This window comes from Amycolatopsis sp. QT-25, assembly GCF_029369745.1.
Taxonomy (GTDB): Bacteria; Actinomycetota; Actinomycetes; order Mycobacteriales; family Pseudonocardiaceae; genus Amycolatopsis.
The window spans coordinates 7,725,856-7,741,101 of the sequence record NZ_CP120210.1 but is presented as its reverse complement, the minus strand read 5'-3'; the positions used below and the strand labels follow the sequence as shown (position 1 = coordinate 7,741,101).

Annotated in this window: 17 protein-coding genes; 5 read left to right on the top strand and 12 right to left on the bottom strand. The window is 67.6% G+C overall.

Annotated elements, in window-relative coordinates; translation table 11 throughout:
• Positions 1-4: 4 nt before the first annotated feature.
• A complete protein-coding gene (locus P3102_RS36480) occupies positions 5-523 on the bottom strand; it encodes a MarR family transcriptional regulator (RefSeq protein WP_276365203.1) in 519 nt (172 codons plus the stop codon).
• 223 nt (positions 524-746) lie between these two features.
• On the opposite strand from P3102_RS36480, the gene P3102_RS36475 reads away from it, so the two are divergent.
• Positions 747-1,172, top strand: coding sequence for a PPOX class F420-dependent oxidoreductase (locus tag P3102_RS36475; RefSeq protein WP_276365202.1), 426 nt, complete (start codon positions 747-749; stop codon positions 1,170-1,172).
• A 59-nt stretch (positions 1,173-1,231) separates the two neighbouring features.
• Here the strand turns inward: P3102_RS36475 and P3102_RS36470 are convergent, their stop codons facing one another.
• Positions 1,232-1,762: a TetR/AcrR family transcriptional regulator gene (locus P3102_RS36470; RefSeq protein WP_276365201.1), complete on the bottom strand. Its 531-nt coding sequence runs from the start codon at positions 1,760-1,762 to the stop codon at positions 1,232-1,234.
• Positions 1,763-1,853: 91 nt separating this feature from the next.
• Between P3102_RS36470 and P3102_RS36465 the strand changes: the two genes are divergently transcribed.
• Both P3102_RS36465 and P3102_RS36460 read left to right on the top strand, forming a co-directional pair.
• Positions 1,854-3,338 carry an MFS transporter gene (locus P3102_RS36465; protein WP_276365200.1) on the top strand — a complete coding sequence of 495 codons (1,485 nt, stop codon included), beginning with the start codon at positions 1,854-1,856 and terminating at the stop codon, positions 3,336-3,338.
• A 19-nt stretch (positions 3,339-3,357) separates the two neighbouring features.
• The gene (locus P3102_RS36460; protein ID WP_276365199.1) at positions 3,358-4,746 is read left to right on the top strand and encodes an FAD-linked oxidase C-terminal domain-containing protein; all 1,389 of its coding nucleotides are present in this window, start codon (positions 3,358-3,360) and stop codon (positions 4,744-4,746) included.
• Between the two features lie 77 nt (positions 4,747-4,823).
• Here P3102_RS36460 and P3102_RS36455 read toward each other — a convergent pair whose 3' ends face one another.
• The 4 genes from P3102_RS36455 to P3102_RS36440 form a co-directional block, all read right to left on the bottom strand.
• On the bottom strand, positions 4,824-5,546 hold the full coding sequence (locus P3102_RS36455) for a VTT domain-containing protein (RefSeq protein ID WP_276365198.1): 723 nt from the start codon (positions 5,544-5,546) through the stop codon (positions 4,824-4,826).
• Between the two features lie 53 nt (positions 5,547-5,599).
• On the bottom strand, positions 5,600-5,995 hold the full coding sequence (locus P3102_RS36450) for a hypothetical protein (protein WP_276365197.1): 396 nt from the start codon (positions 5,993-5,995) through the stop codon (positions 5,600-5,602).
• A gap of 17 nt (positions 5,996-6,012) precedes the next feature.
• Positions 6,013-7,215 (bottom strand): N-acetylglucosamine-6-phosphate deacetylase, encoded by a 1,203-nt coding sequence (gene nagA / locus P3102_RS36445; RefSeq protein WP_276371509.1) that lies wholly within the window; start codon positions 7,213-7,215, stop codon positions 6,013-6,015.
• 91 nt (positions 7,216-7,306) lie between these two features.
• Positions 7,307-7,882 (bottom strand): SigE family RNA polymerase sigma factor, encoded by a 576-nt coding sequence (locus P3102_RS36440; protein WP_061981841.1) that lies wholly within the window; start codon positions 7,880-7,882, stop codon positions 7,307-7,309.
• 151 nt (positions 7,883-8,033) lie between these two features.
• Between P3102_RS36440 and P3102_RS36435 the strand changes: the two genes are divergently transcribed.
• On the top strand, positions 8,034-8,318 hold the full coding sequence (locus P3102_RS36435) for a YciI family protein (RefSeq protein ID WP_276365195.1): 285 nt from the start codon (positions 8,034-8,036) through the stop codon (positions 8,316-8,318).
• Between the two features lie 4 nt (positions 8,319-8,322).
• Here the strand turns inward: P3102_RS36435 and P3102_RS36430 are convergent, their stop codons facing one another.
• The 6 genes from P3102_RS36430 to P3102_RS36405 form a co-directional block, all read right to left on the bottom strand.
• Entirely contained in the window at positions 8,323-9,366 is a 1,044-nt protein-coding gene (locus P3102_RS36430; protein ID WP_276365194.1) for a PDR/VanB family oxidoreductase, read from the bottom strand.
• Positions 9,363-10,229, bottom strand: coding sequence for a metal-dependent hydrolase (locus P3102_RS36425; protein WP_276365193.1), 867 nt, complete (start codon positions 10,227-10,229; stop codon positions 9,363-9,365). Before P3102_RS36425 ends, P3102_RS36430 begins: the two co-directional genes overlap by 4 nt.
• Positions 10,226-11,698, bottom strand: coding sequence for an NAD(P)/FAD-dependent oxidoreductase (locus tag P3102_RS36420; RefSeq protein ID WP_276365192.1), 1,473 nt, complete (start codon positions 11,696-11,698; stop codon positions 10,226-10,228). The genes P3102_RS36425 and P3102_RS36420 overlap by 4 nt, the downstream gene beginning before the upstream one ends.
• Positions 11,699-11,779: 81 nt before the next feature.
• Complete coding sequence (locus tag P3102_RS36415; RefSeq protein WP_276365191.1) at positions 11,780-12,292, bottom strand: pyridoxamine 5'-phosphate oxidase family protein; 513 nt, start codon at positions 12,290-12,292, stop codon at positions 11,780-11,782.
• A gap of 6 nt (positions 12,293-12,298) precedes the next feature.
• Positions 12,299-13,198: an SDR family oxidoreductase gene (locus tag P3102_RS36410; RefSeq protein ID WP_276365190.1), complete on the bottom strand. Its 900-nt coding sequence runs from the start codon at positions 13,196-13,198 to the stop codon at positions 12,299-12,301.
• A gap of 182 nt (positions 13,199-13,380) precedes the next feature.
• Positions 13,381-14,292, bottom strand: a complete 912-nt coding sequence (locus P3102_RS36405) for an aldo/keto reductase (protein ID WP_276365189.1) — start codon at positions 14,290-14,292, stop codon at positions 13,381-13,383.
• A 50-nt stretch (positions 14,293-14,342) separates the two neighbouring features.
• Here P3102_RS36405 and P3102_RS36400 point away from each other — a divergent pair, with 50 nt between their 5' ends.
• Entirely contained in the window at positions 14,343-15,164 is an 822-nt protein-coding gene (locus P3102_RS36400) for an LLM class F420-dependent oxidoreductase (protein ID WP_276365188.1), read from the top strand.
• The last annotated feature ends 82 nt before the right edge of the window (positions 15,165-15,246 follow it).

Sequence of the window (15,246 nt, the reverse complement as noted above, 5' to 3'; positions counted from 1 at the left end):
TGCTTCAGGCCCCCTTGGCCTTCGACGCCGACGCGGGGTCGGCGAACTGTGGAGATGTTTTTTCGAGGTCGTCGTTCAGCCGGTGGAACAGCGAGGTGAGGGTCTTCCGGTCGTCGTCGGACCAGTCGCCGAGCACCTCGGCGAGCCACTGGTTCCGCTGCTTGCGGTTCTCCTCGAACACCCGATGCCCTTCGGCGGTCGGCGCGAGCAGGCAGGCGCGGCCGTCTTCGGGGTCGGCCAGGCGCTCGACCAGCCCGTGCTGGACGAGAGAGCTCGACTGCCTGCTGATGGTCGAGATCTCGGAGTGCAGGAATTCGGCGAGTTTGCTGGTCCGCTGGGGCCCGACGTGGATGAGGCAGAAGAGGATCGCGTACGCGGCCCGCTCGATGCCGTCCGGCCCCTGCTTGGACACCTGGGACTTGGCCCGGTTGACCAGGCGGACGAGCCGCACGAGCTCGTGCCCGAGGGTGTCGGCCAGGTCGAGGTCGGACTTCGACCTGGTGCCGGGGGTCGTGGGTGTCATGGTCATCTCTCTCGCCGGTTGCTTGGTCACTGCAACTAGTTGCCTAGAGCAAGAATGTTCCTCCCCCGTGAGCTTCGCAAGAAGAAAGTGACGTTGTGTGTCGGACGACACTTTAGTTGCCGCATGCAAGCACATTTATTCGTGCATGTTTGTCCGATTCGCCCGCCTTGGACGCTGAGCTGCGGTTTTGGCGCGCCCGAACGACTCGGGCTTTGATGGAAGCATGACCGACGCCGCGCTCTACGCGATCCTCGCCGACCGGAACTTCGGCACACTCGCCACCATCAAGCGTGATGGCAGGCCGCAACTGTCGACCGTCAACTACCTCTACGACGCGGACGCCGGCTCGATCTTGATCTCGATCACCGCGCCGCGCGCCAAGACGAAGAACCTGCGGCGCGACCCTCGGGCGACGTTCCACGTCTCGACCGAGAGCGGCGACGGCTACGTCGTCGTCGAGGGACCCGCGGTGCTCACCCCGACCGCCGCTTCGCGCGACGACGCGACCGTGGACGCCCTGGTGGACCACTACCGGCGAGCCCGGGGCGAGCATCCGGACTGGGCCGAGTTCCGCGACGCCATGGTCGCCGACCAGCGTGTTCTGCTCACCATCCCGATCGAGCGCGTCTACGGCCTCTCCCGCAATTAGTCACCTACTTGCGGGAGAGAACAGCGTCGCGCGCGTACCGGCTCGACGCAAGCAGGTGACTAATTGCGGGCGATGCGGGCCTTGATCTCGTCGAGCCGATCGAGCAGGGGGCTCGCGTCGTCTCGGCCGAGCGCCGCCCGCAGGTAGAGGCCGTCGCCGACCAGGATGACCAGTTCGGCGGTCAGCGAGTCGCCGACGTGCTCGCTGATCAGGTCGTGGACCTTCTGGTTGTAAGTCTGGACGACCTCGAAGACCCGCGGTTCGTTGAGCATGATCCGGATCGTCGCCATGGTCGTGCGGTGCAGCGGCTTGCGCTGGGTCACGTCGGTGATGGCGGTACGCAGGTACCACGAAACGACACCTTCCGGCGCCGTCCGCGCTTGTTCGAGATCCTCGTCGGAAAGTCGCGCGAGCCGCTCCAGTAGGCCGTCGACCAGGGCTTCCTTGGAGCCGAAGTGGTAGAGCAGCCCGCCTTTCGACACTCCGGCGTGCGCGGCGACGGCTTCGAGGGTGACCCCGCCGGGGCCCTGCTCGATGAGGATTCCCTCGTACGAGTCGAGGATGCGTTCCTTCGCGGTGGGCTTCGCCATATCAGTTGACTATACCGTCTGGACGGTTTACTTTCGATTGGGGCGGCGGCTGTACCGTCCGGACGGTTTATCTCGTAGAGGAGAGTGCGCCATGGCGGGGCGCAAGCAGTGGTGGGCGTTGGCGGTACTGGTGCTTCCGGTGCTGCTGATCAGCGTGGACATGACGGTGCTCGGGTTCGCGCTGCCGTTCCTGTCCGCAGATCTGGCGCCCAGCGGTGCGGAGCAGTTGTGGATCGTCGACATCTACTCGTTCATGCTGGCGGGTCTGCTGGTCCTGATGGGCACGCTCGGTGACCGCATCGGCCGTCGCAAGCTCCTGCTCATGGGTGCCGCGGCGTTCGGCGCCGCGTCGGTGCTCGCGGCCTTCTCGACCAGCGCGTTCATGCTGATCATCGCGCGGGCGCTGCTGGGCGTGGGTGGCGCGACGCTGATGCCGTCGACGCTGTCGCTGATCCGCAGCACCTTCGTCGACGCCAAACAGCGCCGGACCGCGATCGCCGTGTGGAGTGCCGGGTTCTCCGGCGGGATGGCGCTCGGGCCGGTGCTCGGCGGGTGGCTGCTGGAGCACTTCTGGTGGGGTTCGGTGTTCCTGATCAACGTCCCGGTGATGCTGCTCCTGCTGGTCGTCGGCCCGTTCCTGTTGCCGGAGGCACGTGACCCGAAGCCGGGCCGCTTCGACCCGTTGTCGGCGTTGCTGTCGCTGGCCGCGATGCTGCCGGTGGTCTACGGCATCAAGCTCGTCGCCGAACACGGCTTCACGGCGAAGGCCGCCGTCAGCGTCCTGATCGGGCTCGCGCTCGGTGTCGTGTTCGTCCGCAGGCAGCACAAACTCGACGAGCCCATGCTGGACCTGAAGCTGTTCTCGAACCGGGCCTTCAGTGGTTCCGTCGTGACGAACATGCTCGGCGTGTTCGCCATGGTCGGCCTGCTGTTCCTGGTGCCGCAGTACCTGCAGCTGGTGCTCGGGCTGACCCCGGTCGTCGCCGCGCTGTGGATGCTCCCGGCGACGGTCGCCGGTGTCGCCGGCGCGCTTCTCGCGGCCTGGCTCGCGAAACGGATCCGGGTCTCCGTGCTGGTCAGTGTCGGTCTCCTGGTCGCTGCGGTCGGGTTCCTGGCGTTGACCCAGGTGTCGTCCGGTGGCGGGCTCGCGTATGTGGTGGTGTCGTTCACGTTGCTCGGGGGCGGTGTCGCCCTGTCGGAGACGCTGACGAACGATCTGGTCATCTCGGCCGCTCCGGCCGAGCGGGCCGGGGCCGCGTCGGCGATCTCCGAGACCGGGTTCGAACTGGGCGGCGCGCTCGGCACGGCCATCCTCGGTAGTGTCGCGACCGCGGTCTACCGGTCCGGCCTGCCGGAAGGGACGGCCGACGCCGCCCGGGACACGCTCGGCGGCGCCGTCGCCACCGCGCGGCAGCTCGACCCGGTCGCGGGACAGGCTCTCCTGGAATCGGCTCGCGAGGCTTTCACCCAGGGAATGCACGTGACCGCATGGACAGGCGTGGCCGTGCTCGTCTATACCGGTGTTCAGGCGTATATCCTGCTTGATCGGAAGAAAATTTCCGCAGTGCGGACGTAATGGCGCCTACGATGAGGGTATGAACAACCATGCCCTGGTCACCCGGCTCCGCGAGCAGCTCGGCGACGCCGCGGTGCTCACCGACGCCGACGTCACGGACGCCTACTCGCGCGACATGATGCCGCTGGCGGCGAGCGGCAAACCCCTCGCGGTGGTGCTGCCGTCCGACGTGGAAGGTGTGCAGGCCGTGGTGAAGGCGTGTGCGGAGTTCGAGGTGCCGATCGTGCCCCGCGGCGCAGGCAGTGGTCTGTCCGGCGCCGCGAACGCGATCGACGGCTGTGTCGTGCTGGTGCTGACCAAGCTCGACCAGATCGTCGAGATCGACGAAGGCAACCGGCTCGCCGTCGTGCAGCCAGGCGTGGTGAACCTCGATTTCCGCAACGCGGTGGAGAAGCACGGCCTGTTCTATCCGCCGGACCCGTCCAGTTACGACTGGTGCACCATCGGCGGAAACCTGTCCACCAACGCCGGCGGGCTGTGCTGTGTGAAGTACGGCGTCACCACGGATTCCGTGCTGGGACTGGAAGTCGTACTCGCCGACGGCTCACTGCTGAAGACCGGGCGCCGCACGGTGAAGGGGGTCGCGGGTTATGACCTCGCGCGGCTCTTCGTCGGCAGTGAGGGCACGCTCGGCGTGATCACCCAGGCGACCGTCGCGCTGAAACCGTTGCCGCAGTTGCCCGCCACCCTCGTCGCCGCCTTCGACAGCACGGAGGCCGCGGGCGAGGCTGTCGCGCGCGTGGTGCGCGAGGGGCTGGTGCCCTCGCTGCTGGAGATCATGGACGCGACGTCGATCAAGGCCGCCGAGGCCTATCTCAAGACCGACCTCGGCACGAGCTCGGACTGCAAAGCCTTGCTCCTCGCGCAATCCGACTCCGGCGGCGAGGTCGCCCGCCGGGAACTGGCGGTGCTGGAACAGATCTGCGTCGACTGCGGCGCCGATCTGGCCTACGCCACCGAGGACATCGAAGAGGGCAAGATGCTGCTGCAGGCGCGGCGGGTCGTGCTCACCGCGCTGGAAATGTACGGCGTCTGGCTGACCGACGACGTCTGCGTGCCGCGCACGCGTATCGCCGAACTGATCGCCGGTTGCGAGCGGATCAGCGAAGAAGTGGGCTTGCGGATCGCCGTCGTCGGCCACGCGGGCGACGGCAACATGCACCCGACGATCGTGTACGCGCAGGATTCCGAGGAGGAGTTCGCCCGCGCGCGGACGGCCTTCGACGCGATCCTCGACGTCAGCCTGTCGCTGGGCGGCACGGTCACCGGCGAGCACGGCATCGGCCGGATCAAACGCGAGTGGCTCGTCAAGGAAATCGGCGAAGTCGGCCTTCAGGTGCATCGGCAGATCAAGCGGGCCCTCGACCCGGAGAACCTCTTCAATCCGGGCTCGATGTTCTCCCTCTGACGCAATTCGGCACCTGGTTGCGATGCTTGCAAGCACAAGAACGCAACCAGGTGCCGAATTGCAAGGAGGAGGAAGGGTCAGTCGCGGATGCGCGGGATCTGCTGCGTGATGTCCTCGGCGGTCTCGGCGACGAGGCCGGTCGCGGTGTCCGAGTGCTTCTTCTCGCGACGGGCCTTGAGGTACTCGATGACGATCGGCACCACCGAGATCAGCACGATCAGGATGAAGATCGCGTCGATGTTCTTCTCGATGAACGGGATGTCGCCGAGCAGGTGGCCGAGCGCGGTGATCCCGGCGGCCCACAGGATGCCGCCGATGACGGTGTAGGTGAAGTACTTCTTCGGGTCCATCTTGCCGATACCGGCGATCCAGGTGATGAACGTCCGCACGAACGGCACGAACCGCGCCAGCACGACCGCCTTCGGTCCGTGTTTCTCCAGGAAGGCGTGGGTCTGGTCGACGTACTTCTTGTTGAAGAACTTCGAATCCGGCTTGCGGAACAGCCAGGGGCCGACCTTCCAGCCGAGGCCGTAGCCGAGCAGGTTGCCGATCAGCGCGGCGAACGTGACCAGTACGCACACCAGCCAGAGCGGGGCTTTGATCGAGCCGTTGGCGATGAGCAGGCCGGCGGTGAACAGCAGGGAGTCACCGGGCAGCACCGGGAAGATGCTGCTTTCGATGAAGATGATCAGGCAGAGCACGGTGATGACCGGGACGGTCAGCCCGCTCAGCAGGATCTTCGGGTCCAGCCACTCCGGCAGGAGGCCCATCGTCGTCACGGTGTTCTGCGCCAGGATCACACCAAAACGGTACAGGGTGACGCTGAGTGCTTTGACCCCACGGGAGAGGCGGCTCAGATCAGCGTGAGCAGCCCGACCACCGAACCGGCGGCCAACCCGAGCAGCACGGCGAGCAGCAGCACCCAGTACGCGGGCAGAGGCGGGCTGCTCGGCGAAGGGGCTGGAGGTGGCGGAGTCGTCACCGGACGCTCCGCCAGCCTGGCCGTTTCGGCGTCCTCGAGCGCGACGCGTTCCCGTTCGAGCGAGTCGGCGCCGGCGCCGGAAAGCAGCCCGTACTGCGGCGGTAGTTCGCTCTTGCCGGCCGGAGCCTCCGCGACACTACCTTCCGTGTCCGTTTCGGCTGGTTTGTCCGGAGTGGTGTCGGGCGCGCGTTCTGCCGAAGGAGCGAAGACGGCCTGTGCGCGCAGGGCATCGGCCAGGAGTTTCTCCGGGTCCTTGGGCTCGCTCATCCGGACTCCCTTCGCCGCTACCCGTCGCTGACCGACACACCGCCTTCGACCGCGCCGCTCAGCGGGGCCGTGGCGCTCAATGTAGCCGCCGCGTCGTCCTTGACCCATTCGCCCTGACGCAGCACCCTGACCGGCCGGAGGTCGCGATCGAGCACGACGACGTCGGCCGCGAGACCGGCTCGCAGCGAGCCGGTCCGGTCGGCGAGGCCGAGCAGTTCGGCCGGCCGGCCGGAGGTCGCGCGGACGGCGTCGAGCAGGTCGATGCCCGCGCCGCGGACCAGGTTGCGGAAGGCGGCGTCCATGGTCAGCGTGCTGCCCGCCAGCGAACCGTTCCCGGCGAGAGTGGCGACGCCGTCGCGGACGTCGACCTCGAGCCGGCCGAGGATGTAGCTGCCGTCGGCGGCGTCGGTGGCCGACATGGCGTCGGTGATGAGCACCGTGCGGCCCTTGCCCGCGTGGTGCGCGGCCAGCCGCAGCACGGTGGGGTGCACGTGGACGAGGTCGCAGATCAGCTCGACGGTGATCCGCTCGTCGTCGAGGAGGGCGCCGATCGGGCCCGGCTCGCGATGGTGGAGGGGCCGCATGGCGTTGAAGAGGTGTGTCGCGACGGAGGCGCCCGCGTCGATCGCGGGGATGATCTGGTCCTCGACGCCGTCGGTGTGCCCGATGGCGGCGATGACGCCCGATTCGGCCAGTTGCCGGACCGCCTTGATCCCGCCGTGCAGTTCGGGGGCGAGGGTGACCATCCGGATGTCGCCGCGGCCGGTGCCGAGCAGCGCGTTGACCGTCGCCGTGTCCGGCTCGATCAGCGTCGCCGGGTCGTGCGCTCCGCAACGGGCCTTCGAGATGAAGGGTCCTTCAAGGTGAATTCCGGCAAGTTCACCCTCTTGGACCAGCTCACGCAGGGCCGCGATCTGGTCCCTGAGCACCGGGATGGGGTCCGAGACCAGACTGCCGAGCATGGTCGTGGTCCCGTGCCGCCGGTGCGCGCGGACCGCGCGGAACAGCTCCTCGGGGTTCCCGCTGGAAAACGACCCGCCCCCACCGCCGTGGCAGTGGGTGTCGACGAAGCCGGGTACGACCAGGCATCCGTCGACGTCGACGCGATCGATGTCCGGGGGTGTCCCGGAACCGACTTGGACGATCTTGCCGCCGGCGATAGCCAGCCAGCCGTCGTCGAGTACACGGTCCGGGGTGACGACCCGGCCACCCACGATCACGAAATCTCCGGCGCCTCTCACGCCCCCCAGCATATATTGGTCTGGACCAGACATGGCGGCACAACCCAGCGCTCGAGATCAAGGCCGGGTTTCAATTCGGCGACTGCATCGCTTTCTGCAGTGCTTCCAGCGCCCGGCTGGCGGTTGACTTGACGGTACCTTTCGAAATCCCGGCGGCCTCCGAAATTTCGGCCTCACTCAGCCCACCGTAGTAACGGAGGACCAAAACCTCACGCTGACGAGGAGGTAGTTTGGACAAAGCGCTCACCACGGCCTGATGTTCACTCGACAGCATGGCGAGGCTTTCGGCCGAACGCGCGTTGACCGCGTGCGGCGCGACGTACTCGCGCGCGGTCTTGCGGCGGCGCAGCACACTGCGTGATCCGTTGACCACGGCGGTGCGCAGATATCCGACGGCCGCGGCGGCGTCGCGCAGGCGTCCCCAGTTGCGGTGCAGCCCGGTGAAGGCCTCCTGGACGACGTCTTCGGCGGTCGCCGGTTCGTCCACGAGCAGGATGGCCAGCCGGACGAGCCGCATCCGATGCTGGCGATAGAGATCCTCGAGGGTCAGCGGTGCCGCAGGCGGCGGTGGCGTGACCGGTCCGTCCATGGTGCGCAGATGGCCGAGGGTCACCTCGACACTGCGTTCCGCATTGCCCTCGAGCATGTACCCCTACCTGTTCATTTACCCCTTTGAAGCACAACCTGTGCGTGGCGCCAGGTCAGCGTATCGGGTGGGGCGGGAGTCCTGCCTGATCGGTTCCCGAGAAGCTCGGTAGCGTCTGACGCGGTTTGTCGGAGCGACCTTGGAGTGTCGAATGGCCTGGTTCCTGGTGGAGATCACGTACGTGCAGGAGAAGCTGGCGGACGTGCGTCCCCGGCACCGGGAATTCCTTTCCCGCCTCGCCGACCAGGGCGTCGTCGCGCTCGGCGGCCCGCTGGGCGACGGCTCCGGCGGCATCTCGATGTACCAGGCGGCCGACGAGGCGGCGCTGCTCGAGCTCATCGACCAGGATCCGTACCACCTCGAAGGCGTTGTCGCGAAGCGGACCGTGCGCGAGTTCAAGCCGGTGATCGGCTCCTGGCTCCCCAAGGAAGCCTGACGGCTCAAAGATCGAGGCTGACCGGCTCGCGTTCGACGCAGATCCGGACGCGGTCGCCGGTCACCGTCGGCACTTCGCACGTTCCGCAGAACCCCTGACGACACGAGTAGGCGATGCCGGGCACGGTCTCGCGCAGAAGATCGAGTGTCGTCCGGTCGGCGGGTACGTCCAACACCCGGCCGCTGCGGGCCAGTGCGACGCGGAACGGCTCGCCGCCGACGATCGGCGGCGGTGAAAACCGTTCGAAGAACACCGGACCCGACGCACGCAGGGCCGCGTCCGTGCGGACGCCGACGATCATCGGAGCCGGGCCGCAGCAGTAGATCGGCGCGCCTTCCGGGGCCCCTTCGAGGAGTTCCGCACCGGAAGCCGGAATCCCGTAGGTCGTGTCCGGGCGAATCCAGACGCGGTCTCCGGACAGCGCCGATGACCTCTCGGCGGGAAAGAGCGCCTCGATCCGGGACAATTCCTCCAGGAACGGCATCGAAGCCTCGTCGCGGCCGGTGTAGACCAGACGCCAGTCCGCGCCGGCGGCAGCCGCTTGCCGCACCATCGGCAAAATCGGTGTGATCCCGATGCCGCCCGCGACGAACAGATATGCCGGGCTCGCGACGAACGGGAAAGCGTTGCGCGGGCCGCGTGCGGTGACCCGCGCGCCCTTCTCCAAGGCGTGCACCGCCGCCGATCCCTCGCCGAGCGACCGGACGCCGACGCGGTAGGCCGAGCGGTCCGCCGGGTCGCCGCACAAGGAGTACTGCCGGACCAGCCCCGGCCGCGGCGAGAGGTCGATGTGCGCGCCGGGCCGCCATCGCGGCAGGGGTGCGCCGCGTTCGTGCACCAGCCGCAGCCCGGCCACGCCGTCGGCCTCGCGACGGACCTCGTCGACGACCAGCGGAAGATCGCGGGCGACGGTGGCCACCGGCGGGCGACGGCGTCCGCTCATCCCGCTGAGCCTGCGATACAGCGCGACGACGCCGATCAGCGACGCCATCGCGCGGTCGGTCCGCCCGCTGCCGTCGAGCCGCAGTGGTCGCGTCGGCAGCGTCACTGTGGTTCGACGGCGGCCAGCGCGGCCGGCGAACTCGCGAGATACGCGACGGCTTGATCGGTGTCGCCGGTTTCGGTCGGATGGTACGACTTCCGGAAGTACGGCCGGATCTCACGCCGCAACTGCTTGCCCGAGGGCAGCAGACCGAGCTTCGCGGCGCGCAGATAGGTCCGGAAACTCGTCATGCCCGGCCGCGTCGGATCGTTCTGCATGAGGAACCTGGTGCCCCGCAGGAAAACCCACGCGAGCACCGGCGTCACCACGAGCATGCTGCGCACACGGCGGGTGTAGCGGCCGTCGAGGTGCATGAACAGGTCGAAGGCGACAGAGCGGTGCTCGACCTCCTCGGCGCCGTGCCAGCGCAGGAGATCCAGCATCGTCGGGTCGGCGCCCGCCTTGTCGAGCGCTTCGGCGTCGAGGATCCACTGGCCGAGGAAAGCGGTGTAGTGCTCGATCGCGGCGATGATCGCGAGCCGTTCGATCAGCCATTCCTCACGCCGCTCGGCGGAAAGGTCGCGGTCGCCGAGCAGGCGGCGGAACATCCACTCCATCTGCGCGACGTACGGCCGCACGTGGACACCCGCCGCTTCGAGGTGTTCCGCGGCGCCATCGTGCGCCTCCGCGTGCATGGCTTCCTGGCCGATGAAGCCGAGAACGTCCTCCTTGAGCCGCTCGTCGCGGATCAGCGGCACGGCCTGTTTGAACACCTCGACGAACCAGCGTTCGCCCTCCGGCAACGCCAGATGCAGCACGTTGATCGTGTGCGTCGCCTGCGGTTCGCCCGGGATCCAGTGCATCGGCAGCGCCGCCCAGTCGAACTCGACGTCGCGCGCGTGCAGAACGACCTGTTCGTGGTCCGTCACGAGGCACGCCCGCTGAGTTCATAGTCGCTCGGGTCGACCTTGCGGGTCTCGAGCCAGTAGCGCCAGGTGAACCCGGGCCAGATCGTCCGGTTGACGCCCTTCGCGTCGAGGTACCAGCTCTTGCAGCCGCCCTGGGTCCACACGCCCTTGACGAGTTTGTCCTGGATCTCGCGCTGGAACTTCTCCTGCACACCGGCGCGGACGTCGAGCGCGGCGGCACCCCGCGAATCGGCGAGCTTGATCGCGTCGACGACGTACCGCGCCTGCGACTCGATCATGAAGACCACGGAGTTGTGGCCCAGTGCGGTGTTCGGGCCGAGGAGGAAGAACAGGTTGGGAAAACCGGAAACGGTGATGCCCTTGTGCGTGTGCATCCCCTCGGTGGCCCACTCCTTGGCGAGGTCACGGCCGTCGACCCCGGTGATGTCCAGGTATTCCAAGGCATCCGTGACCTTGAAACCGGTGCCGTAGACGATCGCGTCGACTTCGTGCTCGACACCGTTGCCATCGACGACACTGTGCGCCTTGACCTCGCGCACGCCTTCGGTGTTGACGTCTACATTGGACCGATTGATCGCCGGGTAGTAGTCGTTGGAGATCAGCACCCGCTTGCAGCCCATGGTGTAGTCGGGGGTGACCTTCTCGCGCAGCTTCGGATCCTTGATGGCCTTGCCGATGTGGCGCTTCGCGATCACCTCGCCCGCCTTCATGATCGCGGGGTGGCCGTTGAAGCCGACGGCGCGCAGTTCGAGGAACCAGTAGAGCGCGTGGCGGTAGAGCCGTTGCACGCCGGGGACGCGGCGGAACGCGGTCCTGGCCCAGCCGGGCATGGCGTGGTCGGGCTTCGGCATGATCCACGGCGGCGTGCGCTGGAACAGCGTCAGCTCGTCGACCTCGGGGGCGATCCGCGGGACGAACTGGATCGCGCTGGCGCCGGTGCCGACCACGGCGACCTTCTTGCCACGAAGGTCGTATTCGTGGTTCCACTGCGCGGAGTGCCAGGTCTGGCCCTTGAAGGTCTCGATGCCGGGCAGCTTGGGCACCTGCGGGATGTGCAGGCCGCCGACGCCGGAGACGACGAACTGAGCCTCGATGTCCTGACCGGATTCGGTGTGGACTCGCCAGCGGCGCGCGGTGTCGTCCCAGGTGGCGCCGGTGAGTTCGACGCCGAACCGGATCTTGCGCCGCAACCGGTACTTGTCGGTGACGTCCTTGAGGTACTGGAAGATCTCCGGGGCGGGCGAGAACGACCGCGACCAGTCCGGGTTCTGCTCGTAGGAGAACGAGTACATGTGGGACTGCACGTCGCAGGCGCAGCCGGGGTACGAGTTGTCGCGCCACGTACCGCCGACTTCGTCCGCCTTCTCCAGGATCACGTAGTCGGAGATCCCGGCTTTTTCGAGCTGGATGGCCTGGCCGAGCCCGGAAAAACCGGTGCCCACGATCACGACCTTGAATCGCTCGGTCATCTGGCAATCCTCCACTTCGAGGCGTCGGTGCCCAGATGACGTTACCTCAAGTAACAGTTACTTGCTAGTACTACCTACCCGTCAGTATGTCCCGCCGAGCTTCGTGTGATCCCAGCTCGTGATCTTCGTCGGGCGGAAAATCAACCCGATCCGCTTCGGGGCCTGCTTGCCGATGAAGCCCGCGAGCTCGTCCGGGACGGGGTCGCCCGGCTGGTCTGATGCACCCTCAGCGGGAATGCGTGTTTCGGGCGGTGCGCCCGCGTACCGTTGCATGAGCTCGATACCCATCCGAGTGACCGCGGCCGTATCGGTGACGACCTCGACGTCGGCTTCGAAGGAAATTCCGCGGAGCTTGTCGTAGCCTTCGCCGTCCTCGATGAGCACCGTGGCGCGCGGGTCGCGCTCCAGGTTCTTCGCCTTCTGGGAAGAGCCATAAGTCCAGGTCGCGATGCCCGACTCGTGTGGGTAGTACCAGAGTGGCGCCAGATGCGGGCGGCCGTTCGGGCCGATCGTCGCGACGTTGACGACCTTCTGCTCGTCGAGGTACGCGGTGAGCTCGTCGGGCGTCATGCGGATCTGGTCGCGACGGGACATGGGTGGTCAGCCCTTCAGGTTCGGCGCTGTAGCCGCCCGGCCTGCTTGGCCGGTTATCGAAGATTCGTACGCGCCGCGCTCCTCGATGTCCATGAGCGCGGCGGCGTCGGCCTTCTTGATCCGGCCCTTCGCGCCGATCTCGATGATCGGCGGCAGGAACGCGCGGATCAGCTTGAGCCCGCCGACCCAGCGGGGCACATGCACGGTGCGGGCGCGTTTGGTGACGCCGGCCTGGAGATGGTCGAGCGCGACGGACAGCGGGTAGGTCTTGCCCAGCAGACCGGGCATGCCGGCGCGGAGCTTGCCGAAGACCGGGTGCTGGTCGGCGCTTTCGACGAGGTCGGTGCGGATCCAGGTCGGATGCGCGACGCCGACCTTCACGCCGAGGTGCGCGACTTCGGCGCGGAAGCTGTTGCAGAACGCCTCGACGCCCGCTTTCGCCGCGGCGTAGTTGGCCATGCCGGGCGCGTGGGTGATCGCGGCCAGCGAGGAGATCGCGAGCAGGTAACCCTTGCGGTCGATGACGTGCGGAAGGGTGACGCGGAAGGTGCGCCAGACACCCAGGAGGTCGACCTCGATGACCTTCTCGAAGGCCGCCGGATCCACCGACCGGACGAAGCCGGAGGTCGCGATGCCGGCGTTGGCGATGACGATGTCGATGCCGCCGAAGTGCTCGACGACACCGGCGGTGGCCCGCTCGAGGTCGTCCCAGCTGGTGACGTCGGCTTCCCAGGCGTGCGCGCCGGGGCCGATCTTGTCGGCGACCGCCTGCTGCTCCTTGGCTTCGATGCCGACCAGGGCCACCTTCGCGCCCTGCGCGGCCAGGCGTTCGGCGAGCCCCGCGCCGATGCCCCTGGCGGCGCCGGTGATCAGGACGACCTTGCCGTTCACGCTGTTCTTGGCCACGTTGCCTCCTCGTCCGAGCCCTAAGGCTTTCGGACGGTACCGCAACCTACCCGGAGTAAGCTACCCACAAGTAAGTCCGCAATTCGTCACCCGCTTGCGATAGTCGGCGATGCGAACCATCGCAATTCGTCACCTGCTTGCGGGGGTAGTGCGCGCAAGCAGGTGACGAATTGCGGGAGGGGTCAGCGCGACGCGGCGGTGAGGGCGTCGACCTCGGCAGGGGTGAGGTCCAGGTCGACGGCGGGCAGGAGGTCGGTCAGCTGCTCGACCGAGCGGGCGCTCGCGATGGGCGCGGTGACGGTCGGCTGAGCGAACAGCCATGCGAGCGAGACGGCCGCGACCGAGACGCCGCGGGAGGCCGCGATTTCGTCGAGCGCCAAGAGCACCCGCTCGCCTCGTTCGTCCAAATAGGACGAAGCGCGGGCAGCGCGCGGGCTGTCGCCGAGGTCGTCCTTCGATCGGTACTTTCCGGCGAGGAAACCTTTTGCCAGCGAGAAATACGGCAGGGTGGTCAGGTTCTCGCGTTCGACCGTCGGCGCCAGGTCCTGCTCGTAGTCCCGCTCGACGAGGTTGTAGTGCGGTTGCAGCGCGACGTACTTCGCCAGCCCCTCACGGTCCGAAATGGACAGTGCTTCGCCCAGCCGTTCGGCGGAGTAGTTCGACGCCGCGACGTAGCGCACCTTGCCCGCGCGCACGAGCGCGTCGAAGGCTCGCAGCGTCTCCTCGATCGGGGTCTCCGGATCGTCGATGTGCGCGTAGTAGAGGTCGATGTGATCGATACGGAGCCGGCGCAGCGAGTCTTCGGCCGCCGCCGCGATGTTCGCCGCCGACAGCCCCTTCCGCTCGTCCCACATGCCGGTCTTGGTCGCGATGACGACGTCGTCACGGCGGCCGCGCCGGGCCAGCCAGTCACCGATGATCGTCTCGGAGCCGCCCCGGGAGTACAGGTCGGCGGTGTCGATGAAGTTGCCGCCCGCCGCCGTGTAGGCGTCGAGGACGGCGAAGGACTGCTCCTGGTCCGCGGTCCAGCCGAAGACGTTCCCGCCCAGGTTGATCCCCCGGACGTCGAGGTCGGTGTTGCCGAGTTTCGCCATCCCCCGAACTTAAGGGAAGACATCGCCCGCCCGCGGTGTTGGCCCGGTACATGGGAATCGAACTCGGCAGGATCGGCATCTGGCAGATCGAGGGCGTGCTCACCCCTGAGCTCGCGCGTGAGGTGGAGGAACTCGGCTACGGCGCCATCTGGATCGGCGGCTCGCCGTCGGGTGACCTCGCGAAGGCGGAGGAACTGCTCGACGCGACGAAGACGATCAAGGTGGCCACCGGCATCGTCAACATCTGGCAGGACGACGCGGCCACGGTCGCCGAGTCGTACAAGCGCATCGCCGCGAAGCACCCGGACCGGTTCTTGCTCGGTATCGGCGCCGGGCACCGGGAGCAGACCGCGGAGTTCAAGAAGCCGTACACCGCGCTGGTCGAGTACCTCGACGCGCTCGACGCCGCCGGAGTGCCCGTCGAAGGCCGCGCGCTGGCCGCCCTCGGCCCGAAGGTGATCGAACTCGCAGGGGACCGCACAACGGGAGCCCACCCGTACCTGACGACCCCCGAGCACACCCGCCAGGCGCGCGGGCTCCTCGGGGAAGGACCGCTGCTCGCCCCCGAGCAGAAGGTCGTCCTGGAGACCGATCCGGCGAAGGCCCGCGAGATCGGACGAGGCTCCGTCAAGTTCTACCTCGGCCTCGTCAACTACACGAACTCCCTGCGGAAACTCGGCTTCACCGACGAGGACCTGACGGGTGAGGGCAGCGACAAGCTGGTCGACGCGCTGGCCGTGCACGGCGACGCCGAGACGGTCGCCCGCGGCGTCACCGCGCATATCGAAGCCGGGGCGGACCACGTCACCATCCAGGTACTGAACCAAGACCCCCTGCCGGTCTACCGGGCGCTCGCCGGCGTCCTCCTCTGACACGACGGCTGTAGGCACCTCCCGGCCGACCTCGTACGATGCGGCCGAGAGGTGCACCAGCCTGCTTCGAGGAGGAGTAAAC